Source organism: Acinetobacter sp. G18, assembly GCF_052660225.1.
The window spans coordinates 1,743,175-1,769,560 of sequence record NZ_CP109658.1; the positions used below are offsets into that span (position 1 = coordinate 1,743,175).

25 protein-coding genes and 1 pseudogene are annotated in these 26,386 nt (G+C 39.0%); 21 read left to right on the plus strand and 5 right to left on the minus strand.

Annotation, left to right across the window (positions count from 1 at the left end):
• Positions 1 to 125 precede the first annotated feature (125 nt).
• The 6 genes from argC (at position 126) to NE363_RS08370 (ending at position 6,571) form a co-directional block, all read left to right on the plus strand.
• Positions 126 to 1,181: an N-acetyl-gamma-glutamyl-phosphate reductase gene (argC, locus tag NE363_RS08345; protein WP_100193565.1), complete on the plus strand. Its 1,056-nt coding sequence runs from the start codon at positions 126 to 128 to the stop codon at positions 1,179 to 1,181.
• Between the two features lie 75 nt (positions 1,182 to 1,256).
• Positions 1,257 to 2,015, plus strand: coding sequence for a DUF6776 family protein (locus tag NE363_RS08350; protein ID WP_445536239.1), 759 nt, complete (start codon positions 1,257 to 1,259; stop codon positions 2,013 to 2,015).
• Positions 2,016 to 2,024: 9 nt separating this feature from the next.
• Positions 2,025 to 2,438, plus strand: coding sequence for an ATP-dependent Clp protease adapter ClpS (clpS, locus tag NE363_RS08355; protein ID WP_001260033.1), 414 nt, complete (start codon positions 2,025 to 2,027; stop codon positions 2,436 to 2,438).
• Positions 2,439 to 2,447: 9 nt separating this feature from the next.
• On the plus strand, positions 2,448 to 4,724 hold the full coding sequence (clpA, locus tag NE363_RS08360) for an ATP-dependent Clp protease ATP-binding subunit ClpA (RefSeq protein WP_004701310.1): 2,277 nt from the start codon (positions 2,448 to 2,450) through the stop codon (positions 4,722 to 4,724).
• Between the two features lie 3 nt (positions 4,725 to 4,727).
• On the plus strand, positions 4,728 to 5,090 hold the full coding sequence (locus tag NE363_RS08365; RefSeq protein WP_445536240.1) for a YnfA family protein: 363 nt from the start codon (positions 4,728 to 4,730) through the stop codon (positions 5,088 to 5,090).
• Between the two features lie 425 nt (positions 5,091 to 5,515).
• The gene (locus NE363_RS08370) at positions 5,516 to 6,571 is read left to right on the plus strand and encodes a 3-deoxy-7-phosphoheptulonate synthase (protein ID WP_445536241.1); all 1,056 of its coding nucleotides are present in this window, start codon (positions 5,516 to 5,518) and stop codon (positions 6,569 to 6,571) included.
• A 47-nt stretch (positions 6,572 to 6,618) separates the two neighbouring features.
• On the opposite strand, the gene NE363_RS08375 is transcribed toward NE363_RS08370, so the two are convergent.
• Both NE363_RS08375 and NE363_RS08380 read right to left on the minus strand, forming a co-directional pair.
• The gene (locus NE363_RS08375; protein WP_445536242.1) at positions 6,619 to 7,536 is read right to left on the minus strand and encodes an alpha/beta fold hydrolase; all 918 of its coding nucleotides are present in this window, start codon (positions 7,534 to 7,536) and stop codon (positions 6,619 to 6,621) included.
• Positions 7,537 to 7,538: 2 nt separating this feature from the next.
• On the minus strand, positions 7,539 to 8,099 hold the full coding sequence (locus NE363_RS08380) for a PadR family transcriptional regulator (RefSeq protein WP_004701316.1): 561 nt from the start codon (positions 8,097 to 8,099) through the stop codon (positions 7,539 to 7,541).
• Between the two features lie 135 nt (positions 8,100 to 8,234).
• On the opposite strand from NE363_RS08380, the gene NE363_RS08385 reads away from it, so the two are divergent.
• The 4 genes from NE363_RS08385 (at position 8,235) to NE363_RS08400 (ending at position 12,606) form a co-directional block, all read left to right on the plus strand.
• Entirely contained in the window at positions 8,235 to 10,259 is a 2,025-nt protein-coding gene (locus NE363_RS08385) for an NADPH-dependent 2,4-dienoyl-CoA reductase (protein WP_174741413.1), read from the plus strand.
• A 69-nt stretch (positions 10,260 to 10,328) separates the two neighbouring features.
• On the plus strand, positions 10,329 to 10,736 hold the full coding sequence (locus NE363_RS08390; protein WP_445536243.1) for a nuclear transport factor 2 family protein: 408 nt from the start codon (positions 10,329 to 10,331) through the stop codon (positions 10,734 to 10,736).
• 39 nt (positions 10,737 to 10,775) lie between these two features.
• Positions 10,776 to 11,492 (plus strand): SGNH/GDSL hydrolase family protein, encoded by a 717-nt coding sequence (locus NE363_RS08395; protein WP_077166052.1) that lies wholly within the window; start codon positions 10,776 to 10,778, stop codon positions 11,490 to 11,492.
• A gap of 19 nt (positions 11,493 to 11,511) precedes the next feature.
• On the plus strand, positions 11,512 to 12,606 hold the full coding sequence (locus NE363_RS08400) for a YheT family hydrolase (RefSeq protein WP_100193560.1): 1,095 nt from the start codon (positions 11,512 to 11,514) through the stop codon (positions 12,604 to 12,606).
• A gap of 54 nt (positions 12,607 to 12,660) precedes the next feature.
• Here the strand turns inward: NE363_RS08400 and NE363_RS08405 are convergent.
• Both NE363_RS08405 and NE363_RS08410 read right to left on the minus strand, forming a co-directional pair.
• Positions 12,661 to 13,507, minus strand: a pseudogene (locus NE363_RS08405) (metal-dependent hydrolase).
• Between the two features lie 232 nt (positions 13,508 to 13,739).
• Positions 13,740 to 14,228, minus strand: coding sequence for a hypothetical protein (locus NE363_RS08410; protein WP_004701329.1), 489 nt, complete (start codon positions 14,226 to 14,228; stop codon positions 13,740 to 13,742).
• A 223-nt stretch (positions 14,229 to 14,451) separates the two neighbouring features.
• Here NE363_RS08410 and NE363_RS08415 point away from each other — a divergent pair, with 223 nt between their 5' ends.
• Genes NE363_RS08415 through eno form a run of 3 tightly spaced genes read left to right on the plus strand, consistent with a single transcriptional unit; the run spans position 14,452 to position 18,311 of the window.
• Positions 14,452 to 16,089 (plus strand): CTP synthase, encoded by a 1,638-nt coding sequence (locus NE363_RS08415; protein ID WP_004701331.1) that lies wholly within the window; start codon positions 14,452 to 14,454, stop codon positions 16,087 to 16,089.
• A gap of 29 nt (positions 16,090 to 16,118) precedes the next feature.
• Positions 16,119 to 16,976 carry a 3-deoxy-8-phosphooctulonate synthase gene (kdsA, locus tag NE363_RS08420; protein ID WP_004701333.1) on the plus strand — a complete coding sequence of 286 codons (858 nt, stop codon included), beginning with the start codon at positions 16,119 to 16,121 and terminating at the stop codon, positions 16,974 to 16,976.
• Positions 16,977 to 17,021: 45 nt separating this feature from the next.
• Positions 17,022 to 18,311 (plus strand): phosphopyruvate hydratase, encoded by a 1,290-nt coding sequence (gene eno, locus NE363_RS08425; protein WP_004701335.1) that lies wholly within the window; start codon positions 17,022 to 17,024, stop codon positions 18,309 to 18,311.
• A 97-nt stretch (positions 18,312 to 18,408) separates the two neighbouring features.
• Here the strand turns inward: eno and NE363_RS08430 are convergent, their stop codons facing one another.
• Entirely contained in the window at positions 18,409 to 19,086 is a 678-nt protein-coding gene (locus NE363_RS08430) for a DUF421 domain-containing protein (protein ID WP_445536244.1), read from the minus strand.
• Positions 19,087 to 19,297: 211 nt separating this feature from the next.
• Here NE363_RS08430 and NE363_RS08435 point away from each other — a divergent pair, with 211 nt between their 5' ends.
• From NE363_RS08435 to pcaD, 8 genes are all read left to right on the plus strand, one after another.
• Positions 19,298 to 20,026 (plus strand): sulfite exporter TauE/SafE family protein, encoded by a 729-nt coding sequence (locus tag NE363_RS08435; protein ID WP_445536245.1) that lies wholly within the window; start codon positions 19,298 to 19,300, stop codon positions 20,024 to 20,026.
• Positions 20,027 to 20,257: 231 nt separating this feature from the next.
• Complete coding sequence (gene ftsB, locus NE363_RS08440; RefSeq protein WP_004701341.1) at positions 20,258 to 20,647, plus strand: cell division protein FtsB; 390 nt, start codon at positions 20,258 to 20,260, stop codon at positions 20,645 to 20,647.
• On the plus strand, positions 20,613 to 21,329 hold the full coding sequence (ispD, locus tag NE363_RS08445; RefSeq protein ID WP_151761691.1) for a 2-C-methyl-D-erythritol 4-phosphate cytidylyltransferase: 717 nt from the start codon (positions 20,613 to 20,615) through the stop codon (positions 21,327 to 21,329). The genes ftsB and ispD overlap by 35 nt, the downstream gene beginning before the upstream one ends.
• A 344-nt stretch (positions 21,330 to 21,673) precedes the next feature.
• Complete coding sequence (locus NE363_RS08450) at positions 21,674 to 22,345, plus strand: 3-oxoacid CoA-transferase subunit A (RefSeq protein ID WP_019458793.1); 672 nt, start codon at positions 21,674 to 21,676, stop codon at positions 22,343 to 22,345.
• An 18-nt stretch (positions 22,346 to 22,363) separates the two neighbouring features.
• Positions 22,364 to 23,017, plus strand: coding sequence for a 3-oxoacid CoA-transferase subunit B (locus tag NE363_RS08455; RefSeq protein ID WP_004792017.1), 654 nt, complete (start codon positions 22,364 to 22,366; stop codon positions 23,015 to 23,017).
• Positions 23,018 to 23,029: 12 nt separating this feature from the next.
• Complete coding sequence (gene pcaF, locus NE363_RS08460) at positions 23,030 to 24,241, plus strand: 3-oxoadipyl-CoA thiolase (RefSeq protein ID WP_445536246.1); 1,212 nt, start codon at positions 23,030 to 23,032, stop codon at positions 24,239 to 24,241.
• A gap of 2 nt (positions 24,242 to 24,243) precedes the next feature.
• A complete protein-coding gene (gene pcaB / locus NE363_RS08465) occupies positions 24,244 to 25,599 on the plus strand; it encodes a 3-carboxy-cis,cis-muconate cycloisomerase (RefSeq protein WP_445536247.1) in 1,356 nt (451 codons plus the stop codon).
• Positions 25,596 to 26,381, plus strand: coding sequence for a 3-oxoadipate enol-lactonase (gene pcaD / locus NE363_RS08470; RefSeq protein ID WP_445536248.1), 786 nt, complete (start codon positions 25,596 to 25,598; stop codon positions 26,379 to 26,381). Before pcaB ends, pcaD begins: the two co-directional genes overlap by 4 nt.
• Positions 26,382 to 26,386 lie beyond the last annotated feature (5 nt).

Consider the following 26,386-nt stretch of genomic DNA (forward strand, 5'->3'; position numbering starts at 1 on the left):
AGACCAGCAAGTGCTATGTAATTAAGGCTAAAAATAAAAAAATTAAAATTACCAAGCATGAAATGGTTTTGTAAGCCTGGACATCCTGTCATACTACCGCAAGTATAGATTCAATATTTGAGGTAATGCACGTGATTTCTGTCGGAATTGTTGGTGGAACTGGTTATACAGGCGTTGAACTATTACGTATTTTATTACGACATCCAAAAGCGCAGGTTCGAGTTCTGACTTCACGTACAGAAGCAGGCAAACCAGTTGCTGATATGTTCCCAAACTTACGTGGGCATACAGATCTTCAATTTTCAGATTTAAACATTGATGCATTAAAAGAATGTGATGTTGTATTCTTTGCGACCCCACATGGTGTTGCGATGCAACATGCAAAAGATTTGATCGAAGCAGGGACCAAAGTTATTGATTTGGCAGCGGACTTTCGCCTGCAAAATCTTGAACAGTTTGAAAAATGGTATGGCATGGAACATGCATGCCCAGATGTACTAAAAGATTCTGTTTATGGTTTAACTGAGTTAAATCGTGAAAAAATTAAACAGGCTCAAGTCATTGGTAATCCAGGTTGTTATCCAACAACTGTTCAATTAGGTTTGGCTCCACTTTTAAAATCTGCACAAGCATTGATTGAAACTAAAAACATTATTATTGATGCTAAATCAGGGGTTTCAGGTGCTGGCCGTAAAGCAAGCTTAGGCATGATTTACAGTGAAAATGCCGATAACTTTAAAGCCTATGGTGTTGCAGGACATCGCCATCATCCAGAGATTGTCGAAGCATTAGAAAATATTGCGGGACAGAAAGGTGGGTTTGATGGTCTATTATTTGTACCGCATTTGGTGCCAATGATTCGTGGTATGTTGAGTACAATTTACGTGGACTTGACAGAGACAGGTAAGCAAACAGACTTACAAGCTTTGTATGAAAACTTCTATGCAAATGAAAAATTTGTAGATGTTATGCCTGCAAACAGCTCACCTGAAACACGTAGTGTACGTGGAGCAAACGAGTTACGTATTGCTTTGTATAAACCACAACCAAATAAACTCATTATTTTGGCGGCGCAAGATAACCTTGTAAAAGGTGCATCTGGTCAAGCTGTACAAAATATGAACCTTATGTTTGGTTTTAATGAAGACGAAGGCTTACAAGGGATTGGTTTATTACCATAAAAAACTCTTTTTTGCTTCACACACATTTAAATTTCGATTTAAATGTGTGTCTTGACTCTGATCTTGAACACTGAGATGACGATGCAAAACTCGGAACAGACGACTTCTGTAGAAAGTTCGTTGCAAAAGAAAAAATTTTTAAACACTAATAAGCCTTTGTTTATTGGTGCTGCTATTTTAATAAGTGGTTGTTTTGCGCTCGGCTATACAATTGGACACCGTCAAGGTTTAACTGTTGTAGGTTACGATGCAGATGCAGAGCAATTGGTTGAAGTAGTGCAAAAGCAAAAAACAGCGTTAGATGCAGTCAATAAAAGCCTGAATGCTGCTGTACAAGAGCGTGATGTTGCTGTTACAAATGCGAATGATCTGTTTACAGCACTGAATCAAGCAAATGCTGATAAAACACAACAAGAAGGTATGAGTAATATCTACCGAGAAATTTTAAGACAACGCGGTGGTTTAAGCTTAACGATTCAAAATTTGGCAATTAAGCCATTACCAGAAAATGCTTATGAATATCAGCTCGATCTGGTACAAGTGAGTCCAAGTAAACGCCGTGCTTCTGGCTCAGTAGAGATTAGGCTGATTAAAGATACAGAAGTTTTGGTTGTACCGCTTGAAGATAAGAACTTTAACTTCACTGATTTTGAGCGTTTAACAGGCCGTTGGACCATGCCTAAGGGTTTCACACCTCAGTTTATTGAAGTGCGTTTAACGGGTGGTTCTGATACACCTGTGATTAAGCGTTTTAGTTGGCAGCGTGGTGCACCTGTCGAAACACCTTCTGCTTTTGTTGCAGAAATTCCCCAAGCTGAAGCAAATTCACAATAGTAACATCATATGCGAACAAATAAGCGTCAAACAAATTTAAAAGATATTAAGGCTTCTTTTCAGCAGTCTGGCTATGTCGATTGGCACTTCAATCCACGCTTAAGTGATTCGCAAAACGAAGATCATGATGGAGAGGTTGTTGTTCAAACAGCACCTCCCGAACTCAAGCGTCCGCCCTTATATGCAGTAGTATTATTGAACGACGATTACACACCAATGGACTTTGTAATTGAAATTTTACAACAATACTTTGCAATGAATCTTGACCAAGCAACTCAAGTAATGCTAACAGTACACTATGAAGGTAAAGGTACTGCCGGGGTATATCCAAGAGACATCGCGGAAACCAAGGCAAACCTTGTTAATAATTACGCTCGATCGCAAGGTCATCCATTACTTTGCCAGATTGAGCCTAAAGCATAAGGGGGTCACATGCTCAGTCGTCAATTAGAAGTATCATTACGTTTGGCTGTTAGCATGGCTCGTCAAAAGAGACATGAGTTTCTTACAGTTGAACACTTACTATTAGCCTTACTCGATAACGATTCGGCTGTGAATGCATTAAAAGCATGCGGAGCTGATATTGTTTCTTTACGTAAAGAATTAGAAGAATATGTAGAACAACATACTCCTAAGCTTGGCGAAAATAGCGAGCAAGCTCCACATCCAACTGAAAGTTTCGACCGCATTTTGCAACGTGCAATTTTCCACGTTCAATCGAGTGGTGGTGATCGTACTGTTGAAGGTGCGGATGTTTTGGTCGCAATGTATTCAGAGCGTGATTCTTTTGCTGTTTATTTACTTAAACGTCATCAAATTAATCGTTTGACTTTGACTCAATACTTGTCTCATGGGACACGTAAAGACGAAGTTCAGGTTGAAGAAGAAGTTGAAGACATTGAGGGTGAAAGCAATTCAGGCAATGCAGGGCCATTGGAACTTTATACGCTTAATTTAAATGTTGAAGCGCAAAAAGGAAAAACAGACCCACTTATTGGCCGTGAAAAAGAAATTGAGCGTACAGCGCAAATTCTTTGCCGCCGTCGTAAAAACAACCCATTGCTAGTGGGTGATCCAGGTGTAGGTAAAACTTCAATTGCGGAAGGCCTTGCTTGGCTCATCGTAAATGGTAAAGCACCAAAACCGCTGAGCAATGCAGAAGTCTATAGTCTCGACATTGGCGCATTGGTCGCGGGTACAAAATACCGTGGTGACTTTGAAAAACGTTTAAAACAATTGCTGAATGCTTTGAAGAAAAATCCAAATGCGATTTTATTCATTGATGAAATTCATATGATTATTGGTGCAGGCTCAAGTATGGGTAGCACTATGGATGCATCGAATCTCATTAAACCTGCTTTGGCAAATGGTACGTTACGTTGCATCGGTTCAACGACTTTCCAAGAATATCGTCAGGTATTTGAAAAGGATCATGCGTTATCTCGTCGTTTCCAAAAAATTGACGTAAATGAACCAAGTATTTCTGAAACTATTGATATTTTACGTGGTTTGAAAACTAAGTTTGAAGATTTCCACCACGTACAGTATGACGACAAAGCTTTGGTTTCTGCGGTTGAGCTTTCTGCGAAATTTATTAATGATCGTTTCTTGCCAGATAAAGCAATTGATGTCATCGATGAAGCAGGTGCTCAGCGTCGCTTAAAAGCAGAAAGTGAAGACAGCTTAATTACTGTAGAAAATATCGAAGACATTGTTTCTAAAATTGCGCGTATTCCGCCTAAGACTGTGTCTAAAGATGATAAATCAGTACTTGAAAATCTTGAGCGTGACCTAAAACGTGTTGTATTTGGTCAAGACGAAGCAATCACTGCATTGGCTTCTGCAATCAAGTTGTCACGTGCTGGTTTGAAATCACCAGACAAGCCTGTGGGTAGCTTTGTATTTGCTGGTCCAACCGGTGTTGGTAAAACTGAAGTTACTAAACAATTAGCGAAATTGCTAGGCGTTGAGCTTGTTCGTTTCGATATGTCTGAGTATATGGAACGTCATGCTGTTTCTCGTTTAATTGGTGCTCCTCCAGGTTATGTAGGTTATGACCAAGGTGGTTTGCTCACAGATGCGATCCATAAAAATCCGCATTGTGTCTTGTTGCTTGATGAAATTGAGAAAGCACATCCTGATGTGTTTAATCTGTTGTTGCAAATCATGGACCATGGTGCGTTGACAGACAATAATGGCCGTAAATCTGACTTCAGAAATGTCATTATTGTATTGACGACAAACATTGGTGCAGAAAGTATTTCACGTGCAAGCATTGGATTTACAGAGCAAGACCATAGCTTAGATAACCAAGATGCAATGAAGCGTGCATTCTCACCAGAGTTCCGTAACCGTTTAGACAGTGTTATTCAGTTTAAAGCTTTACCAACCACAGTGATTGAATCTGTTGTTGATAAATTCTTAACAGAATTACAAGCACAGTTAGATGAAAAACGTGTGGTTCTAGATGTAGATCAAAGTGCGCGTGATTGGTTGGCAACTAATGGTTATGACCGTTTAATGGGTGCTCGCCCAATGCAACGTCTCATTCAAGAACACTTGAAGAAACCATTAGCTGAAATGATTCTGTTTGGTGAACTTGCAGATCATGGCGGTAATGTAGCGGTATCTGTGAAGAAAGAAGATGGTAAAGCAGTTGGTCTTAAACTTGAAGTTTTTGAAGATCACCACACGGCAGAACCAGCTTAATTTATGTTAATTGATAGTCTTTCTATAACCCGAATACTCAGTGTGTTCGGGTTATTTATTATTACTGCCATCGCTGAGATATTAGGTTGTTACTTTCCTTATCTTATTTTGAAAGAAGGGAAGTCTGCTTGGTTATGGTTGCCAACAGCCTTAAGCTTGGCTCTCTTTGTTTGGTTGCTTACATTACATCCCGCTGCCTCTGGACGAATTTATGCGGCCTATGGGGGTATTTACATTTTTACTGCGCTGATGTGGCTGCGTTTTGTCGATCAGATTGCTTTAACGAGATGGGATATTTTAGGCGGCTTGATTGTGCTTTGTGGTGCAAGTTTGATTATTTTACAGCCGCAAGGATTAATCCGCTAAAAATGAAAGTGGTTAGTTAAATTTTCAGTGAAAAATAAGAAATTTTTTCAAAAAAAACACTTGTCAAACTCATCAACAATGCGTATTTTAGATTTAAGGAACATTTTTTAATATTTGAGATAAAGATGTTAAATCAATCTGTGAATTCTAACGCTTACTTTTATTTCTGGCAATTTAGATAGTTGCCTGAGCGTATTCGGGCACGAAAGTTGCCCATCACAGTTAATACCTGATCGGCAACCCCGATCAGGTTTTTTTATGCTTTATCTTTTTCAAATCGAGGAACTCAAAATGAACAACATGACTTATTCATACTTTAGCAACTTTTATTGGTTTTACTTTTGCCTACCTTTGCCAACGAATAGATCCAAAACGCTTAAATAAATGATCGGACTGATTCGGTTTCAGTCCAAAGGAAAAGACCAATGAATGCTTTAAATACTCTACTAACTCAAAGTAATACAAAAGAAACACCAGTTAGTTTACCTGTCCAGTTAAAAGCTAAATATCCGCTTGTGCAGACCTTCGCACGTCAAATTGCAGAACACCGCCAAATTATTCAAAATATTCTTGCTGGTAAAGATCAGCGCTTAATGGTTATTACAGGACCATGTTCAATTCATGACCCAGTTGCGGTTCTTGAATACGCAGAAAAACTGCAAAAATTACAAGAAAAAGTTAAAGATCAAATATTCATCGTGATGCGTGCTTATATTGAAAAGCCGCGTACAACTGTAGGTTGGAAGGGTTATATGTATGATCCAAATCTTGATGGATCATCTAATCTACAATTAGGTTTAGAAAAATCACGTAAGCTTTATTTACAAATTATTGAAAAGGGTTTGCCAATTGCGAGCGAAATTCTAAGCCCAATGGCAACGGGTTATTTTGATGATTTGTTGGCTTGGGGAGCAATTGGTGCTCGTACCAGCGAGTCTCAGATTCACCGTGAAATCTCAAGTCACATGCCATATAGCATTGGTTTCAAGAATGGTACAGATGGTTCAATTCAAATTGCTTTAGATGCTATTCAGTCGGCACAAAATGAGCATCAATTTTTAGGTATGAATCAGCAAGGTTTACCTTCTGTCATTCAGAGTGCTGGTAACCCATTGCCACATTTAATTTTGCGTGGAGCGAATCATGGTCCTAATTATGATTTAGCTTCAATTCAGGCAATACGTGAAAAACATAAACAAAATCTTCCTGCATTAGTCATTGACTGTAGTCATGGCAACAGTGGTAAAGACCCTTTACGTCAGCCAGAGGTTTTGCAGCAGATCGTTGCTGAACGCTTAAAAACTCAGGTGAAGGGTGTCATGATTGAAAGCCATTTAGTTGATGGTAATCAGAAAATTTCATGTGAAATGACTTATGGTCAGTCAGTGACAGATGGTTGTTTAGGCTGGGATAAAACGGAGCAGCTTTTGTTAAGCGTTGCTGAACAATTAAAGGTGAATGAGTTAGCTCATTCAGCTTAATATTTTATAGGTTTAAAAAAGGATCTGTTTTAGCAGATCCCTTTTTTTTAAGAAGCATGTTTTAGTTCGGATAAAAAAGTGCTTATTTCATGACCGAACTTTTTCGGTTCAGTTAGTAATGGCGTATGGCCTGATCGTTCGAAATAAATTGCTTTTGCATGTTCAACGCTGTGTGCAATAAGTGTTTGACCAGTTTCTGGGTAAAGTGTCGAATTACGCCCAATAAAGAAAGTTGTTGGGCACTGTAGTTGCTGAAGCGCTTCACGATAATCTTCATTGTGAAAAAGATAATTTTCGACATACCAAAATAAATAATCTAATCGCTGAATCGGCAGCAAATACTTCTGTAAAAAAGGTTGTTTTAATGCAGTTTTAAAAACAAAAGGACTAAATGGATTGCTACTTTGCAATTCAATAAAATCTACCCATAAGCGTACCAATTCTTGGCGGTCTGGAAGCGCTAATTCATAAAGATACTTGGCATTTTTGTGCTTTGATAATAATTGATAAATATCATTGAGTAGTTTTTTGAATTGGGCATGTAAAGGGCCGAATAAGCCATATTGCCATGTCGAATCTACAGATATTTTTGGTGTTTGATCTATGTGTAAATACGCTTTTAACTGCTGTGCAAGATGGGCATGCTTCATACCATGCATTGCAGTGGTGGCACCCATTGAGTAACCCATTAAAATAAAGTTCTCAAGTTTTAGTTGCTCAATTAAATGAGCAACATCTTGCCAGTGACTGGATATGGCGTCTTGGTCGGGAATTGCACAATTTTTTGAACCGCCAAAACCACGCCAGTCAGGAATAATAAACTCGTATTCTTTACGATTTGCATAGATAAAAGGTAGCCATTGCCAACTCTGCATACCTAATCCAGATAATACTAATACTGGTTCACCACGACCAACACGGCGTACAAATAAACTTTCCTGATCGGGCATGGTGTAATAAGGCATGGTTATTCTCCAGATACGTTATCTTGAGCAAAAAGTTTTAATTGAGGAATGACTTGTTCTAACCATTTGATCCATTCAGTTTCCATGGTAATACCGAGTTCCAAAATCATTTTGTGGATATATAGCACTCGATTATTCAAGTCATCGTTATCTTTAAAATCTTTATCATAAATACTTTGATAAAGCTTAAGCTTTTCTTTGTGTAAACCAAGATGTCGCAATAGTTCGGGCAATATTTGATTATTGCTCAATTGTGCTTCTGCACGCAATCTTACCATTAAGTCATCTCTAAGCTGTGCAGGTTCACTTTGCTGTGTCATCCATGAAGCCAGTTCTATACGCCCAAGTTGTTCGACCTGATAAGTTTTTTTTCGGCCACTATCCATCTCATTTTCTAAAGTAGAGACCCAGCCTTTTTTAAGCATGTTGTTGAGTTCACGATAAATTTGCTGATGCGTGGCATTCCAAAAAAAGCCCATAGAACGGTCAAAACGGCGAGCAAGTTCAAAGCCAGTGCTTGGACGTTCTAGTAAGCTGGTTAGTAAAACATGGGGAAGTGACATGGCAATCCGTTTGTAAGCAAAAGTAAAGTGTGACTCATAAGATTATGCAACATGTTGCATAAAAGTCAAAATTTGATTATAAATTTATGCAACAAGTTGCATTAAGCAAGCAGATTAGCAAGCCAAGGAGTTGTTATGTCGTTATATCCGCATTTATTAAAACCATTAGATTTAGGTTTTACGACATTAAAAAATCGCGTATTGATGGGATCTATGCACGTTGGTCTAGAAGAGGCGCCAGGTGGTTATGAACGTATGGCAGCTTTTTATGCAGAGCGTGCTAAAGGGGATGTTGGACTCATTGTTACTGGCGGTATTGCACCCAATCAGGCAGGTTTAACTTTTGCTCATGCTTCTAAGTTAGATAGCACAGAAGAAGCTGAAAAACATAAAGTCATTACCGAAGCCGTCCATGCTGCTGGTGGAAAAATTGCATTACAAATATTACATACGGGCCGATATTCTTATCAGCCTGAAATTGTTGCACCTTCGGCAATTCAAGCACCAATTAACCCAATTAAACCTAAAGCAATGACTTCTGCTGAGGTTCAACAAACCATTGATGACTTTGCAAACTGTGCCAAGCTTGCGCAATATGCCGGTTATGACGGTGTTGAAATTATGGGCTCTGAAGGTTATTTAATTAATGAGTTTATTGCGGCAAGAACAAACCATCGTGATGATGAATGGGGTGGTAGCTATGAAAACCGCATTCGTTTTCCTATCGAGATCGTAAAACGCACACGTGAAATAGTTGGTGAAAACTTTATTATTATTTACCGATTATCAATGCTTGATTTGGTTGAAGGCGGCTCTACTTTAGAAGAAGTTATTCAGCTTGCTAAAGCAATTGAAAAAGCAGGCGCTACCATTATTAATACGGGTATTGGCTGGCATGAAGCCCGTATTCCAACAATTGCCACAAAAGTACCAAGAGCTGCATTTACCTGGGTCACCGAAAAATTAAAAGGCGAAGTTTCAGTTCCATTAATTACCTCAAACCGTATTAATACACCTGAAATGGCTGAGCATGTATTAGCATCGGGTCATGCTGATATGGTTTCAATGGCACGTCCAATGCTTGCAGATCCTGAGTTTGTTTTAAAAGCAAGTGAAGGTCGTAGTGATGAAATCAATACCTGTATTGGCTGTAACCAAGCCTGTCTTGATCATATTTTCTCTATGAAAATCGCAACATGTTTAGTTAACCCTCGCGCATGTTATGAAACAGAACTGATTTTTAAAGAAGCTAAAAATCACAAGAATATCGCTGTTATTGGTGCAGGACCAGCAGGTTTAAGTTTTGCTGTATATGCGGCAGATCGCGGACACCAAGTTAAAATTTTTGAAGCAAGCCATCAAATTGGTGGTCAGTTTAATATAGCTAAAACTGTACCGGGTAAAGAAGAGTTCTACGAAACATTACGTTATTTTAATCGTCAAATTGAATTACGTCCGAACATTGAACTTGTATTAAATCATAAAGCGACTTATGAAGAGTTAAGCCAATCAGGCTTTGATGAAATTGTAGTTGCAACTGGTGTAACACCTCGTCAATTACAATTTGAAGGTATTGATCATCCAAAAGTGTTGAGCTACTTACAAGTACTTAAAGAGCGTGTACCAGTAGGTCAGCGTGTTGCCATTATTGGGGCAGGTGGTATCGGTTTTGATACAGCTGAGTACCTAACCCATGAAGGTGAAAGTGGCAGTTTAAATCCAGAAAAATTTTATGAAGAGTGGGGTATTGATACTCACTATGAACACGTTGGTGGTTTAAAGCAGCCGAAAGTTGAAGCTTCTGAACGAGAAATCTATTTGCTACAACGTAAAGCTTCTTCAGTAGGTGCGGGACTAGGTAAAACGACTGGTTGGATTCACCGTACAGGGCTTAAGAATAGAAACGTGAAAATGTTAGCAGGCGTACACTACGAAAAAGTCGATGATCAAGGTCTTCATATTACGGTTGATGGAAAACCAACAGTGCTTGAAGTTGATAATGTTGTAATTTGCGCGGGCCAAGAATCATTTACTGCAATGTATGACCAATTAAAAGCAGATGGTAAGAATGTTCATTTGATTGGTGGTGCTAAAGAAGCCGGTGAGTTGGATGCTAAACGTGCTATTCGTCAAGGTGCTGAACTAGCAGCGGTTCTTTAATGAGTTAAGTGAGCATTGTCTTAAATAAGAGAATGCTCACTACTAAAACCAATTTGAAGGAAAAGAAAAATGACACTTGAAACAACGAAACAGTCATTAGAAAAATGGCACCAAATGATTCAATCAAACGACTTATCGAACTTAAATGATTTGCTCGCAGATGATGTCGTTTTCCGTTCACCGGTTGCTTATAAACCTTATGAGGGAAGACAAGTTGTTTTCTTTATTCTTACTAACGTGATTCAGGTATTTGAAAACTTTACCTATCACAGAGAATTCTACACAGAAGATGGCGAAAATGTAGTGCTTGAGTTTAGTGCAAATGTAGGTGACAAATCATTGAAAGGAATTGATATGATCCGTTTTAATGAGCACGGTAAAATTATTGACTTTGAAGTAATGATTCGTCCAATGAGTAGTTTAGCTGCATTGGCTGAGCAAATGGGTGCAAGAATTACTCAGTTCAAACCTCAATAGTTTTTTATTAAATAGCCTAAGTTTTTTGAGGTATATTAAATGTGGTTAAAACTTTCAACATTGCTTTTATTGCCTATATTATTTGTGCAAGGCAATAAAGTCCGAAAGAATACTCCACGTTTATTAGAGCCTAAAGGTGAACGAGAAGGTGGCATTGGTCAAGGCAAGCCTTTATCTCTGCTTATTTTGGGAGATTCAGCAGCAGCTGGCGTGGGTGTAGAAACACAAAAAGATGCTTTGTCTGGTGCTATTATTCAAGAACTGCAAAATGAATTTTTCCTCCAGTGGAAACTTCATGCCAAAACTGGTGATACGACCCGACAAGTTTTTCATGCTTTACAGCATTTAGAAGAGCGGAAGTATGATGTAATTGTGACATCTATTGGTGTAAATGATGTTACTAAGTTGACTTCTGCCAAATCATGGATCCAACAACAAAAACAATTGTTTGAGCATATTCAGAAACGTTTTCAACCAAAACTGATCATTGTTTCTGGAGTGCCTCCAATGCAACATTTCCCAGCTTTACCCAATCCATTGGCTTGGTTATTTGGGCAATATGCAGAGCAAATGAATCAAAAATTACAGCAATGGTTAGCACCACAGAGCCAGTTTAAATTTCTTCAATATGATATTGAAACTTTTCAAGCCATGAATTTGACAATGGCAAGTGATGGTTTTCATCCTAGTAAGGAAGTTTACGAAATTTGGGGAAGGCAGATTGCAGCTTTGGTGCGGCAATCATTTCACTCATAGTCATAGGTAGTCATTGGATATGGGCATATCTGTTTTTAGTAAAATTAAAGATTTCGGTTCAGAGTTGTTCGATTTAGTATTAGGTGCGGAGCATCCAAAAGTTTATTATGATCCTCAAGGGCAAATAAAAAATGTGTTGGAGAAGCTCCCTCAACTCAAGCAGAAATATCGTCCTACACCTTGGTTGACGAATAATCATGTTCATTTACTCTATTTCGATCTTATTAGAAAACAATCAATAAAATTGGAATATGACCGGATTGATCAACTTACGATGAGTGATGGCGGTATTACCGCAATTGCTTGGTATGGCTATAATTTATCAGCAGATACACCAACGGTTGTAATCATGCATACCATTACAGGTACTCCTGAGAGTATGCGTGAGTTGGTGCGCGATTTAAATCAATATACAGGCTGGCGAATTGCATTATGCCTTCGCCGTGGTCACGCAGGTTTACCAATGCCTGTGCCACAAATTTCTCTTTTTGGTTCAACTCGTGATTTAAAAGAACAGCTTGACCATATTCAAAGCTTATTTCCCGCATCAGATTTATATGCGGTAGGTTCATCGGCAGGTACAGGCTTACTTGTTCGCTATTTGGGTGAGCAAGGTGAAGATACGCCTTTTAAAGCTGCCTTTGCGATGTGTCCAGGTTATAACACGGAAATTGGTTTTAAAAATGTTCATCCTTTTTACAGTAAAATGATGACCAAAAAGCTCTTTAAGTATTTTATTTATCCGTATCAAAATACGTGGAGCAAAATTGCATCTTTAGAAAAAGTTTTATCGACTACCAATTTAGAAGAATTTGAAAAAGAATACTTTGAAATGGCTGGTTTTCAAGATTACGAAACTTACTGTAAATCTATTAACCCGATTTATGTTTTTGAGAATATTAAAATTCCATTAGTGATTCTGAATGCTGAAGATGACCCAGTTTGTTCAATTAAAAATTTGGAGCCATATAAAGAGCCAATTCAACAAATGAGTACTGTAGCTGTAGTGACAACTAAAAAAGGGAGTCATTGTGCATTTTATGAAGGGTGGCGTAGCACTTCATGGGCAGCACGTCTCATGTCTGATTATTTTTTAATTGAACGTAATAAATAGACAATCATCAGATGCATAATTAAAGCCCAGACTTTGGGCTTTATTTTTTACTTTTTAAGATAAAAGTAGTGATCTATCATTTATTCCAAGTTTTACTTTGATAGCAGCAACCAGAGCTTTCTCATCTGTCTGGTTGGGGTGAAAGTTAAAACGATAATATTCAAGAAACTTTGGAATTAAAGCTTTATATTGTGTGCTTGCAAAACCAAAAAAGTTGCGCCAAGTTTTAAAATTAGTCAGTTGTTTGTCGCGTTTCATTAAAACAATTTGGTAAATGGTCGAAAAAGCGGTAATCAGGATTAAACTAAAAGTAAATACTGAAATACGTGGAATATAAGCACTTAATCCGTTGCCATATAAATGCTGATATAAGTCGAATGCAACAGCTTTGTGTTCGGTTTCTTCTACGCTGTGCCATAGCCATAAGTTACGAATAGTTGTGTCAGTCATAAGCTCATTTACTGATTGCATCATGCTAACTACAAGTACTGCGGTGTAGTGCTCTAAACCAACTGTTACAAGTAAATTCCATTTTTTGCTAAAAACTTTTTCAATACCTTTAAGAATAATCCCTGTTGCTTTTTCTAGAGACTCAGGATTTAAACCATGCTGCTGTGCACTAAACATGAAAAGCATGATGCTCCTTAGAATGCATTGCTTCTTGGCCAATGAACGCACCAATCTCTCTGTCTAAAGTTTCATTCTCTTTTGCCTTAGCACGTAAAGCGCGGACAGATCTAACAAAGTATGATTCTCCTTCGGGAAACAAAGTAGAAAGACCTGTGAAATAATGGGTGAGTGAGGGCTCGTGATTGCACCAATAACGTGGAATATTTTCAAAATTGTAGTCCATACGACGTACTGGAAAAGAGGCGGGTGCACGGTTTAAAGCTGTTTCCATTTTCTTGCTCCAATCTTTTTATCCATAGGTTCCAAAAGGGAACTTGTAGATAAAAAGTATAAGTAGATAGAGTTGGAGTCAATGATTTTTGAATGGATGAAACTAGATTGTCCCGAAATGATAGGCAGAGAAGTTTTGAAGATAAAAGCAAAGAAATTAAATTTATTTTTATTATGAATATTATATAAATGCCCAAATCAAAAAATTAATTTGGGCATTATCCGACACACGCTTAGTTCTTAAGCGCTGGTGTTGCAGCGGCAATTGCAGCAGCCACTGCATCATCTTCTGTCTTAGCAGATTCAGTTGCTTTAGCTGGTTTTGACTGAGCTTTTTCAGCTTTAGGTTCTGCTTTAGCCTCAGTTTTCTTTTCTGGTTTAGGTTCTACTTTTGGTGTCTCAGATTTAGGTTGTTCAGCAACTTGTGTCTGTGAAGATTCATCAGAATGTGCAGGACGAGTTTCACGGCGAATTTCAGTTGTAGTGTTGTTTGTTTCTTCACGATGAACTTCAACTTGTGGTTGTGCTTCAACTTGAGCTTCTTGATGAGTATCCACACTCTCTAAAGACTCAAATTTTGCAGGCTTCGCTGGTTGAGGTTCTGAAACAGCAGTTTCAACCTTGTCTTGCTCTTCTTCTTTGGGTGTCTCTTTTTTAACGCATGCGGTTAACAATAGTCCAGCCGCAATTGCAGCACAGATTAAAAGTTTTTTATTTGCCATTGCCCTAAACAACATTTAATTGAGGAATTGGCATTATAACAGTAAATAGCAATGAAAAAATCATGTGAGATTGAGCTAATTTTTTATTAAAAATGCTGCTAGAATAACCAGTTGTTTATTGTTCTTTGAATTGATGCGGTTTGACTTTGCTTTATAGGGGCAGAGTACAGTAAAATTGCCAAACATTGTAGGCCGATTTCGGCTTGATTGTATGAGAAACTTAATGACCCATTTTATTTTTGTCACTGGTGGTGTGGTTTCATCACTAGGTAAAGGTATTTCTGCTGCTTCTGTTGCTGCACTTTTGGAAGCTCGTGGCTTGAAAGTCACAATGGTTAAAATGGATCCTTATATTAATGTCGATCCAGGGACAATGAGCCCATTCCAGCATGGTGAAGTTTTTGTTACCGAAGATGGTGCAGAAACCGACCTCGATCTGGGTTATTACGAACGTTTCTTACGTCGCGCTAAAATGACCAAGCTAAACAACTTTACGAGTGGTCGCGTATATCAAGACGTTTTAAATAAAGAGCGTCGTGGTGATTACTTGGGTGGTACAGTTCAGGTTATTCCTCATATTACCGATAATATTAAAGAACGTGTTCTTCGCGCAGGCGAAGGCTATGATGTTGCTATTGTAGAAATTGGTGGCACCGTAGGTGATATCGAATCATTACCGTTCATGGAGTCGGTTCGTCAGTTAATGGTTGAGCTTGGTCATAAACGTACCATGCTTATGCATTTAACCTTGTTGCCATATATTAAATCGGCAGCAGAGTTGAAAACTAAACCAACTCAGCACTCTGTAAAAGAGTTACTTTCAATTGGTATTCAGCCAGATATTCTGATCTGCCGTACTGAATATGATGTAGATGTTGATACTAAACGCAAAATTGCATTGTTCACTAACGTCGAAGCGCGCGCTGTAGTGGTATGTAAAGATGCGAAAACAATTTATCAAATTCCACGTACATTCTATGAACAAAACGTTGATGACTTGATCTGTGAACGTTTTGGATTTAATGATCTTCCAGAAGCAAATCTAGAAGATTGGGACAATGTAGTCGAAGCATTGTTGAACCCTGAATACACTTTACGTGTAGCAATGGTTGGTAAATATGTTGAATTACCAGATGCTTATAAGTCAGTAAATGAAGCATTATTACATGCTGGTATTAAGAATCGAGTAAAAGTACAAATTGATTACGTCAATGCTGAAGAGCTTGAGAGTCAAGATGTATCTATTTTAAGTACAGCTGATGCAATTTTAGTTCCGGGTGGTTTTGGTGAGCGTGGTACTGAAGGCAAAATGAAAGCTATTCAGTACGCTCGTGAAAATCGTATTCCTTTCTTAGGAATTTGTTTAGGCATGCAATTGGCAGTTATTGAATATGCTCGCCATGTTGCAGGTATGCCAGAAGCTTCTTCTACAGAATTTAACCGCTCTACAAAATATCCACTTATTGGTTTAATCACTGAATGGTTGGATGAGCGTGGTGAATTACAACAACGTAGTCTCGAATCTGATTTGGGCGGAACAATGCGTTTAGGTGCACAAAAATCAGAATTGGTTGAAGGCACAAAAACACGTGAAGTCTACGGAAAAGCTGAGATCACTGAACGTCATCGTCACCGTTATGAAATGAATAACCGTTTCATCGAGTCGATTGAAAAAGCTGGTATGAAAATTTCTGGTTATTCTTCAGCACAACATTTGGTTGAAACTGTAGAAATTCCAGAACATCCTTGGTTTATTGCTGTACAATTCCACCCGGAATTTACAAGTTCACCACGTGATGGACATCCATTATTTGCTAGTTTTATTGACGCTGCGAAAACTCAGCATCAAAAAAGTAAATAATGCGATTTAAATAAACTGGGAAAGTTTAAATGTCACAATTAAAACCACAAGAAGTTGTACGTTTAGGCGATATACAAATGGCAAATCATTTGCCATTTGTATTATTTGGCGGAATGAACGTACTTGAATCAAAAGATTTAGCTTTTGAAATTGCAGAAACGTATGTAGATATTTGCAAACGTTTAGAAATTCCTTATGTTTTTAAAGCGAGTTTCGATAAGGCAAATCGTTCTAGTCTACATTCATTCCGTGGCCCTGGACTTGAAAAAGGTATTGAATGGTTAGGTGATATTAAAAAGCATTTTAATGTTCCGATCATTACTGATGTGCATGAGCCATATCAAGCTGCACCAGTTGCAGAAGTAGCCGATATTATTCAGTTACCTGCTTTCTTAAGTCGTCAGACTGATCTTGTTGAAGCGATGGCAAAAACACAAGCTATCATTAATATTAAGAAAGCTCAGTTTTTAGCACCTCATGAAATGCGTCATATTCTGCACAAATGTTTAGAAGCAGGAAATGACAAACTCATTCTTTGTGAACGTGGTTCAGCATTTGGTTATAACAATCTTGTTGTAGATATGCTTGGCTTTGACATCATGAAAGAAATGAATGTGCCAGTTTTCTTTGATGTGACACATGCGTTGCAAACCCCTGGTGGTCGTGCTGATTCGGCAGGTGGTCGCCGTGCTCAAATTACAACTTTAGCACGTGCTGGAATGGCAACTGGCTTGGCTGGGCTATTCTTGGAAGCTCATCCAGATCCAGAACATGCAAAATGCGATGGACCTTGTGCATTACGTATGTCACAACTTGAGCCATTCTTGGCGCAAATAAAAGAATTGGATACTTTAGTTAAAGGATTCAAAAAGTTAGACACCCATTGATGCAGTAATCTGCATCTCGTTATTCATTCAACAGAGGAATTGTTCATGAGCCAAATCGTTGACATTCGTGCACGTGAAATTTTGGACTCTCGTGGTAACCCAACCATCGAAGCAGACGTAATTTTAGAATCTGGCGTTGTTGGTCGTGCATGTGCACCGTCTGGTGCTTCAACTGGTTCTCGTGAAGCTTTAGAACTGCGTGACGGTGATAAATCACGTTACTTAGGTAAAGGCGTTCGTACAGCAGTTAATAACGTTAATACGTTAATTCGTGATGCTTTGTTGGGTAAATCAGTTTTTGAGCAAAAAGACATTGATAACACAATGATCGCGCTTGATGGCACTGAAAACAAAGAAAAATTAGGTGCTAACGCAACTTTGGCTGTGTCATTGGCTGCTGCACGTGCTGCTGCTGAAGAAAAGAAACTTCCTCTTTTTCAATACATCGCAGATCTTCGTGGTCAAACAATTTTGACAATGCCTGTACCGATGATGAACATCTTGAACGGTGGTGAGCATGCTGACAACACTGTTGATATTCAAGAGTTTATGATTGAGCCAGTAGGCTTCACTTCATTTGCTGAAGCTTTGCGTGCTGGTGCTGAAGTATTCCATTCTTTAAAATCAGTTTTAAAGAAACAAGGTTTGAATACTGCTGTGGGTGATGAAGGTGGTTTTGCGCCTAACCTTCGTTCAAACGAAGAAGCAATTACTGTAATTCTTCAAGCAATTGAACAAACTGGTTATAAAGCTGGTTCAGATATGATGCTTGCACTTGACTGTGCATCTTCAGAATTCTACAAAAACGGTCAATACGTTTTAGAAGGTGAAGGTAACCGTGCATTTACAAGTCATCAATTTGCAGACTACTTAGCTGGTCTTGTAAATCAATATCCGATTATTTCAATCGAAGATGGTTTAGATGAATCTGATTGGGAAGGTTGGAGTTACTTAACTTCAATCCTTGGTGATAAAATCCAATTGGTTGGTGACGATTTATTCGTAACTAATCCTAAGATTTTACAACGTGGTATTGATGAGAAAGTTGGTAACTCGATTCTTATCAAATACAACCAGATTGGTACATTGACTGAAACTTTAGATGCAATCTACCTTGCTAAAGCAAATGGTTACTCAACTGTTATTTCTCACCGTTCTGGTGAAACAGAAGATTCAACTATTGCTGATTTGGCAGTAGGTACTGCAGCTGGTCAAATCAAAACTGGTTCACTTTGCCGTTCTGACCGTGTTGCTAAATATAACCAATTGCTTCGTATTGAAGAAATGACTAAAGCGGCTTACCGCGGTAAAGCTGAGTTCAAAGGTTTAAACTAATCTTTTGAATAATGCTTTGCTTATTTAAATATTGATGAAAAATTAATATTTAAAATAAAAGTGCTATTTCTACTTCTTAGAAATAGCACTTTTTTATTTATCCTAAACGCCGAGTTTTTAAAGATTCAGCCCAACTATGATGGTGACAACGGGAACATTCTTGGTTAATTTTATTTAAAATCTTAGTTTCACCGCATTTCATACAAGAATAAAAAGTATTCGTCTTAAGTATTTTAGCTTTGTTATAGGCATCGGGAAATAAAGGAAGACCCCATTTAACGTCTTCATCCTCATAATAAAGCAAGCTCAAAATCCCATCGGATTCAAGTAAGGCTGTTCTGACTTGACCTAAATGTTCTACATTCTGTTGCCGCATTTCTGAGAAAAATTCATCGTGAGAATATATTTGTTTCTGAAAATCTTTGTAGACCAAAAGACCATCTTTGACGACGCAAAGAGCTCTTCCTTCTAATAATGTTTCAATTTTTTTGTGCTTTACCATACCCCAAGTGATAAGGCGATATAAAAAGAGGATTGCAACAAAAACTACTAAAGCGTGTGCAATTGGAACGTCTTTAGTAAACATAGGGTCACCAGCTGCAGATCCTAAACATAAAATGATAGCCAGTTCGAATAAAGAGAGTTGTCGAATACCACGTTTACCAGATAGTCTTAAAAAGCTAATGATAATAATGAACATGACAGTGCATCTTATTAAAACTTCTAAAGCAAAGCCCCATGTGGTATCACCAATAAAAATATTAGAAAGATCCATCTTTATCTCGCTTTTTCAAATTTTACAGATAGGGTAGATTTAAAATTCATAGCAAAATAAAAATCAAAAAACTATAGTTTTTAAGTGGTTATTGGTTAAAAGTATAAAAGATGTGTGATCGTGTATTAATTAAAAATAAATGAAATTCGTAGTGCGATTTTAAAACATAGATTATTGTAGTCTCTTAAGAATAATTATTTTGGTTTGGACTATGATCTATGTGGCACTTGCTTTTATTGGAGTTCTTTCAGGGCTGATTAGTGGAGTGGTTGGAACTGGATCATCAATTATTTTATTACCAATTCTTGCTTATATTTTTGGGGCCAAACTTGCTGTACCTATTATGGCAATTGCTGCAATTATGGGGAACATTTCACGTGTGATAATGTGGCGTAAAGAGCTTAATATTAGAGCATTTCTTTTATTTACAAGTTTCGGCATACCAGCAACGATACTAGGAGCCAATACATTATGGGTGATGTCACCTATGTTATCCAACTTATGTATAGGTGTATTTTTCTTCTGTTTAATACCGATTAGACATTACGCTAAACGTCATAGTTTTAAATTTAGTTCATGGCAAATGGTCATTGCTGGGGGAGTGCTGGGCTATATCACAGGTGTTGTTTTTTCGACAGGCCCCTTATTACTCCCAGTTTTTAATGGTTTCGGTTTAACGAAGGGGGCTCTCTTGGCGACAGAGGCTGCCGCTTCATTTGGTATCTACGTAACAAAAAGCTTAACTTTTGGTGCACTAGGCGTTTTAAAACAAAATATTTTAATTGCGGGAGTTGCTGTTGGTTTTTCTCTAATTATTGGCAATTATATTGGCAAAACTTTTGTAATAAAGATGTCTGAGAAAACTTTTGATTTATTGCTAGATTGTATGTTGGTAGTTGCTGGTTTTTCGATGATATTGGCAGTTTTTAATCATTCTTAACAGTAACTTTTATATGCATAGATTGATTTATAAACAGTTGTGTTTATAAGCATTATTTTCCTTTCCAATTGAGTTTAATTTTGACAAAATGAAACATGTCACAATGGTCAATTTAAAGTAATATGGCCATTCATAGTTTTGCAGGAATGTTGCAGGAATTTTGCATGTCGCTTGTAAATTGTCATACAATACAAAAACTTAATAAAGTTTTTAATTAAAGCTCTTAATGCTATGTTAGAAGTATTTCGATCCACTTCAAGCAAACTTATTTTGCTACTGGTTATTGTTTTAGTAGCTATATTGCAATATCAGTTCTGGTTAGGTGAGGGTGGTTATTTTCCTCATCAAGCACTTATGCAGCAAATTCAACAACAAGCTGAAGTAAATGATGAGCTTAAAGAGCGAAACCGTATTTTGGCAGCTGAGGTTTTCGACCTAAAAAATGGTACGGAAGCGATAGAAGAACATGCTCGTCTGGATCTTGGTTTGGTTAAGCCTCACGAAACATTTGTTCAAATGAGTACGATCAGTACTAATTATAAACCTATTTATATTGACCCGAACGCTAAAGTAGATTTGGAAACTAATGAGACACCTCCATCACCAGATATCCCAGACTAAACTATGGGCAGTTATTCCTGCTGCTGGTTCAGGAAGTCGTTTTTCCAAAACTGAATTAAAGCAATATCAATACATTCAAGATGCGACAGTGTTAGAGCATACTGTTAAGCGTTTAGCTGAGCTTCCATTAGCTGGCTATGTCTTAGCAATTGGTGCGCAGGATACTCTTGCTTCTACTTTAGCTTTTAGCGAAAAGCATAAGGCACATTTTTGTAATGGTGGTGCTGAGCGAGTCCATTCGGTTTTAAATGCGCTAAATTATCTGTCACAAATTACAGATGAAGATGATTGGGTGTTGGTACACGATGCTGCACGACCTTGTGTAACCCTTAATTGCTTAAATGCTCTTGTTTTGCATGCGATAAGTTCAAATCAAAGTGCTATTTTGGCAATTCCTGTGCGCGATACGTTGAAGCTTGTAGATAAAGAACAGCAGATTAACAAAACGGTAAGTCGAGAGTTGTTGTGGCAGGCTCAAACTCCTCAAATTGCAAAAATTGGGACACTTAAAAAGGCGATTGAACAAGCGCTAATTAATAATTTGACTATTACTGATGAGGCAAGCGCGCTTGAGTTTATGGGGGAGAGCGTACATGTAGTTATGGGACGGTCTGATAATATAAAAATTACTTATCCCGATGATTTAGAACTTGCGCGTTTGATTCTGCAATCACAATCTTAATATTTTATATACTTAATAGCAGGCTATTTTATTTTAAAATAGCCTAAGTATACGTTTCATTTCTACACATCTATTCAAAATAATTTATATTTTTTTATAGCGGAAGTAGATAACATCATTATGTAATTTAATTAGATAATGTTCGATAGTCGAACAAAAAAATCCTAAATCGAACAAAAGTGTATGTAGCTTACTAGATCAAAATCTGAAAATTATCAAAAATAATCAAAAGGGAAATCTAAGGGAAACACTCGGGATTGAGTGAAATATTTATCTATCTTATTACCCCAGTGTGCCTATTTTCTTACCTTTCTCTTCTTCAATGAGCACAATGGAGTTGTCTAATGATTGACAAAAGTAAGTCCTCACTAAGCGAGGTTCTATCGCAGATTAAAGATGGTGCAACCATTCTGATTGGTGGTTTTGGTACCGCAGGACAACCCGCTGAACTCATTGACGGTCTTATTGAACTGGGTATTAAAGATTTAACGATTGTTAGTAATAATGCCGGTAATGGCGACTATGGTTTAGCTAAATTGCTGAAGGCTGGTTCAGTTAAAAAAGTGATTTGTTCTTTCCCACGTCAGTCAGACTCTTATGTGTTTGATGAATTGTACCGTGCCGGAAAGGTTGAGCTTGAAGTGGTTCCGCAAGGTAATCTGGCGTGTCGTATTCAGGCAGCGGGTATGGGCCTAGGCGCTGTGTTTACCCCAACAGGCTTTGGAACACTTTTAGCTGAAGGGAAAGAAACCCGTGAGATTGATGGGAAAGATTACGTACTTGAGTATCCAATCAAAGCAGACTTTGCCTTGATTAAAGCCTATAAGGGCGACCGTTGGGGCAATCTGGTTTACCGTAAATCTGCACGTAACTTTGGCCCGATTATGGCCATGGCTGCAGATGTCACCATTGCTCAGGTTTCTGAAGTGGTTGAACTAGGTGGACTAGACCCTGAGCACATCATCACTCCAGGTATTTTTGTACAGCACGTTGTACAAGTACAGCCCGCACAGTAAGCAATAAGGAGAAAGAACATGAGCTACCAGAAACTCAGCCGTGACCAGATTGCAAAACGTGTGGCACAAGATATTCCAGATGGTGCCTATGTGAACTTGGGTATTGGCCTACCAACCAAGATAGCTAGTTACTTACCTAACGATAAAGATATTTTCCTTCATTCTGAAAATGGCCTGTTGGCATTTGGCCCACCGCCAGCGGCAGGTGAAGAAGACCCTGAACTGATCAATGCGGGTAAAGAGTTTGTGACCATGCTTGAAGGCGGCAGCTTTTTTCACCATGGTGACTCATTTGCGATGATGCGTGGTGGTCACCTTGATATTGCAGTGCTTGGCGCGTTTCAGGTTGCTGCGAATGGTGACTTGGCGAACTGGCATACGGGTGCACCGGATGCGATTCCTGCGGTAGGTGGGGCGATGGATTTAGCTGTGGGTGCCAAGAAAGTATTTATCACCACAGACCATGTGACCAAACAAGGTGAACCGAAGATTGTGGCTGAGCTGAGCTATCCGGTTACGGGGAAGCACTGCGTTGACCGTATTTACACCGATCTTTGTGTAATTGATGTGACCAAAGATGGTTTAAAGGTGATTGAGAAAGTGGAAGGTCTTAGCTTTGATGAGTTACAGGCTTTAACGGGTGCGACTTTGATTGATGCGACTCAAGGGTAAGGAAGTAGGGAAATGACATTAAAAAACGCTTATATCATCGATGCCATCCGTACACCATTCGGCCGTTATGCCGGTGGCCTTGCACCTGTCCGTGCCGATGACCTTGGTGCTGTGCCGATTAAAGCTCTCATGCAGCGTAACCCAAATGTAGATTGGGAACACGTCGATGATGTGATCTATGGCTGTGCCAATCAAGCCGGTGAAGATAACCGGAACGTCGGCCGTATGTCAGCACTGCTTGCTGGTTTACCTTATCAAGTACCAGCAACCACCATTAACCGTTTGTGCGGTTCTTCACTCGATGCGATTGCTATTGCTGCCCGTGCCATTAAAGCAGGTGAAGCGAGCTTAGTGATTGCAGGTGGTGTGGAAAGCATGACCCGTGCACCCTATGTGATGGGTAAGTCCGACAGTGCTTTTGGCCGTAGCCAGAAGATTGAAGACACCACCATGGGATGGCGTTTCATTAACCCTAAACTTAAAGAATTGTATGGTGTAGACACCATGCCCCAGACTGCCGAAAACGTCGCTGAACAATTTAACGTGAATCGTGCAGATCAGGACCAGTTTGCCTTGGTGAGCCAACAACGCACCGCAAGCGCGCAAGCCAAAGGCTTTTTTTCTAAAGAAATCGTGGCAGTTGAAATCCCTCAGCGTAAGGGTGATGCTGTTGTGATTGATACCGATGAACATCCACGTGCATCTACTACGCTTGAAGCTTTAAGCAAACTTAAACCTGTAGTTAAAGCAGATGGCACAATCACTGCGGGCAATGCTTCAGGGATTAACGATGGTGCAGCCGCATTGCTGATTGCTTCTGATGAAGCAGTTCAAGCTTACAACCTCAAACCGCGTGCCAAGATTATTGCTTCAACAGCGGTGGGTGTAGAACCACGCATTATGGGTTTTGCTCCGGCACCAGCCATTAAAAAACTACTTAAACAAGCCAACCTGACTTTAGATCAGATGGATGTGATTGAGTTGAATGAAGCTTTTGCTGCACAAGCTTTAGCAGTTACCCGTGATTTAGGTTTGCCAGACGATAGCAACAAGGTAAATCCAAATGGTGGTGCAATTGCATTGGGCCATCCACTGGGTGCATCAGGTGCACGCCTCGTGACCACAGCCTTAAACCAGCTTGAACAAATAGGTGGTCGTTATGCCTTATGTTCAATGTGTATTGGTGTAGGTCAAGGTATTGCTTTGATTATTGAGAGAGTCTAATCATGAGCCAGTTATATGCCAGTTTGTTTTATCAAAAAGATGTCACGGACATCTTTAGTGACTCATCTTTAATCAAATATATGATTGAGGTTGAAGTCGCGTTAGCTCAAGCACAGGCACAAGTTGGCGTGATTCCTCAAAATGCGGCTAACACCATTACCCAAGTAGCTGAGCAAGCAATAGAAAAGTTTGACTTTTCAGCCTTAGCCGTGGCAACTGGCTTAGCTGGAAACATTGCAATTCCGTTCGTAAAACAACTAACGGCAATTGTTAAAGATGTTGATGAAGATGCTTCACGTTATGTGCATTGGGGCGCAACAAGTCAGGATATTTTAGATACAGCTTGTATTTTGCAATGCCGTGATGCATTGAACATTGTAGAAGCTCAACTTCAACACTGCTATGCGACTGCATTAGAACAAGCCAAGCGATATCGCTATCAAGTCATGATTGGGCGTACATGGTTACAGCAAGCTTTGCCTATTACCTTGGGACACAAGCTTGCTCGTTGGGCTTCTGCATTTAAGCGTGATTTAGATCGTATAAATGCAATGAAATCACGTGTATTTACTGCTCAGTTAGGTGGGGCTGTGGGTTCTTTAGCTTCTTTGCAAGATCAAGGTTCATCTGTGGTCAGTGCATTTGCCAAAAAACTAAATCTGACTGTACCGACAAGTACATGGCATGGTGAGCGCGACCGTATTGTAGAAATCGCAAGTGTGCTTGGCATGATTGTTGGGAATACGGGCAAGATGGCACGTGATTGGTCGCTCATGATGCAAACTGAAATTGCAGAATTGTTTGAACCTACTGCAAAGGGTCGTGGTGGTTCATCAACCATGCCTCATAAGCGGAATCCAGTCGCAGCAGCTTCAGTACTTGCGGCAGCAAATCGTGTACCAGCACTTATGTCTAGTATCTATCAAAGCATGGTGCAGGAACATGAGCGTAGCTTAGGTGCATGGCATGCAGAATGGTTAGCTGTTCCTGAAATTTTTCAGCTTTGCGCTGGCGCATTAAGTCGTACTGGTGAAGTTTTACAAGGTTTCGAAGTTAATACTGAGCATATGCAGCAGAACCTTGAGTGTACCAACGGGCTGATTATGGCAGAAGCTGTGATGATGGCGCTTGCTCCAAAAATTGGACGTTTAAATGCACATCATGTTGTTGAAGCAGCTTGTAAAACAGCCGTGGCTCAAAAGCAGCATTTATCTGAGGTTGTTAGTCAGTTAGATGAAGTAAAAGAACATTTTAGTCAAACAGAAATTTTGGAAATATTTAAAGCAGAAAACTATTTGGGCAACATTCAAGCTCAAATTGATGCTGTTCTGCAAGAAGCACAAGGAGAGTCAAAGTGAAACAGACTATTCGTAATCGTCAAGGAAAACAGTTAGCAGTTTATACAGATGGTCTAAAAGATGCTCCAGCACTTGTGTTATCTAACTCGTTAGGAACAGATCATGGAATGTGGCAGCCGCAAGTAAATGAGCTTAAAAGTCATTTTAATGTCATTACATACGACACACGTGGTCACGGTGAAAGCGATGTAATTATTGACACCACATTGCAAAACTTAGCTGAAGATGTTGTTGATATTTTAGATGCCTTAGATATTGAAAAAGCCCATTTTTGTGGAATTTCAATGGGCGGAATTACAGGGCTTTGGTTGGGTATTCATTATCCAGAGCGCTTTCTAAGTATTACGGTTGCGAACTCGGCAGCCAAAATTGGACAGGCTGAAGCGTGGTTAAGTCGTGCTGAATCAGTAGAACAAAATGGACTCGCTGAGTTGGTAAAAACTACACATACACGTTGGTTTAGCGAAAAATTCGACTATCAACATAATGTAGTTGCACAAACGACGATTCAAAGTCTGGCAAACACACCAGCACAAGGTTATGCCAATGCGTGTCGTGCTTTAGCATATGCTGATTTAAGAGATGAAATTGGAGAAATTCAAATTCCAGTGTTGCTGATTGCAGGAACAGAAGATCCGGTAACTACAGTAGCCGATGCTGAGTTTATGCAGAAGGCTATTAAGAATAGTCAGCTTGCTGAATTGGAAGCATCTCATCTTTCTAATATTGAGCAACCGCAAAGATTTACTCAGGAATTGACTAGGTTTATTCAACAAATCTAATAGCT

Excerpts from the sequence above, each read along its gene's own strand:
- argC (WP_100193565.1), top strand. The coding sequence starts at position 126 with ATGCACGTGATTTCTGTCGGAATTGTTGGTGGAACTGGTTATACAGGC.
- NE363_RS08365 (WP_445536240.1), top strand. The coding sequence starts at position 4,728 with ATGTTAATTGATAGTCTTTCTATAACCCGAATACTCAGTGTGTTCGGG.
- clpS (WP_001260033.1), top strand. The coding sequence starts at position 2,025 with ATGCGAACAAATAAGCGTCAAACAAATTTAAAAGATATTAAGGCTTCT.
- ispD (WP_151761691.1), top strand. The coding sequence starts at position 20,613 with ATGAGACACCTCCATCACCAGATATCCCAGACTAAACTATGGGCAGTT.
- NE363_RS08415 (WP_004701331.1), top strand. The coding sequence starts at position 14,452 with ATGACCCATTTTATTTTTGTCACTGGTGGTGTGGTTTCATCACTAGGT.
- NE363_RS08400 (WP_100193560.1), top strand. The coding sequence starts at position 11,512 with ATGGGCATATCTGTTTTTAGTAAAATTAAAGATTTCGGTTCAGAGTTG.
- NE363_RS08370 (WP_445536241.1), top strand. The coding sequence starts at position 5,516 with ATGAATGCTTTAAATACTCTACTAACTCAAAGTAATACAAAAGAAACA.
- NE363_RS08410 (WP_004701329.1), bottom strand. The coding sequence starts at position 14,228 with ATGGCAAATAAAAAACTTTTAATCTGTGCTGCAATTGCGGCTGGACTA.
- pcaB (WP_445536247.1), top strand. The coding sequence starts at position 24,244 with ATGAGCCAGTTATATGCCAGTTTGTTTTATCAAAAAGATGTCACGGAC.
- clpA (WP_004701310.1), top strand. The coding sequence starts at position 2,448 with ATGCTCAGTCGTCAATTAGAAGTATCATTACGTTTGGCTGTTAGCATG.
- NE363_RS08450 (WP_019458793.1), top strand. The coding sequence starts at position 21,674 with ATGATTGACAAAAGTAAGTCCTCACTAAGCGAGGTTCTATCGCAGATT.
- NE363_RS08380 (WP_004701316.1), bottom strand. The coding sequence starts at position 8,099 with ATGTCACTTCCCCATGTTTTACTAACCAGCTTACTAGAACGTCCAAGC.
- eno (WP_004701335.1), top strand. The coding sequence starts at position 17,022 with ATGAGCCAAATCGTTGACATTCGTGCACGTGAAATTTTGGACTCTCGT.
- NE363_RS08455 (WP_004792017.1), top strand. The coding sequence starts at position 22,364 with ATGAGCTACCAGAAACTCAGCCGTGACCAGATTGCAAAACGTGTGGCA.
- ftsB (WP_004701341.1), top strand. The coding sequence starts at position 20,258 with ATGTTAGAAGTATTTCGATCCACTTCAAGCAAACTTATTTTGCTACTG.
- NE363_RS08385 (WP_174741413.1), top strand. The coding sequence starts at position 8,235 with ATGTCGTTATATCCGCATTTATTAAAACCATTAGATTTAGGTTTTACG.
- pcaF (WP_445536246.1), top strand. The coding sequence starts at position 23,030 with ATGACATTAAAAAACGCTTATATCATCGATGCCATCCGTACACCATTC.
- NE363_RS08375 (WP_445536242.1), bottom strand. The coding sequence starts at position 7,536 with ATGCCTTATTACACCATGCCCGATCAGGAAAGTTTATTTGTACGCCGT.
- NE363_RS08395 (WP_077166052.1), top strand. The coding sequence starts at position 10,776 with ATGTGGTTAAAACTTTCAACATTGCTTTTATTGCCTATATTATTTGTG.
- NE363_RS08430 (WP_445536244.1), bottom strand. The coding sequence starts at position 19,086 with ATGGATCTTTCTAATATTTTTATTGGTGATACCACATGGGGCTTTGCT.
- NE363_RS08435 (WP_445536245.1), top strand. The coding sequence starts at position 19,298 with ATGATCTATGTGGCACTTGCTTTTATTGGAGTTCTTTCAGGGCTGATT.
- NE363_RS08390 (WP_445536243.1), top strand. The coding sequence starts at position 10,329 with ATGACACTTGAAACAACGAAACAGTCATTAGAAAAATGGCACCAAATG.
- NE363_RS08350 (WP_445536239.1), top strand. The coding sequence starts at position 1,257 with ATGACGATGCAAAACTCGGAACAGACGACTTCTGTAGAAAGTTCGTTG.
- kdsA (WP_004701333.1), top strand. The coding sequence starts at position 16,119 with ATGTCACAATTAAAACCACAAGAAGTTGTACGTTTAGGCGATATACAA.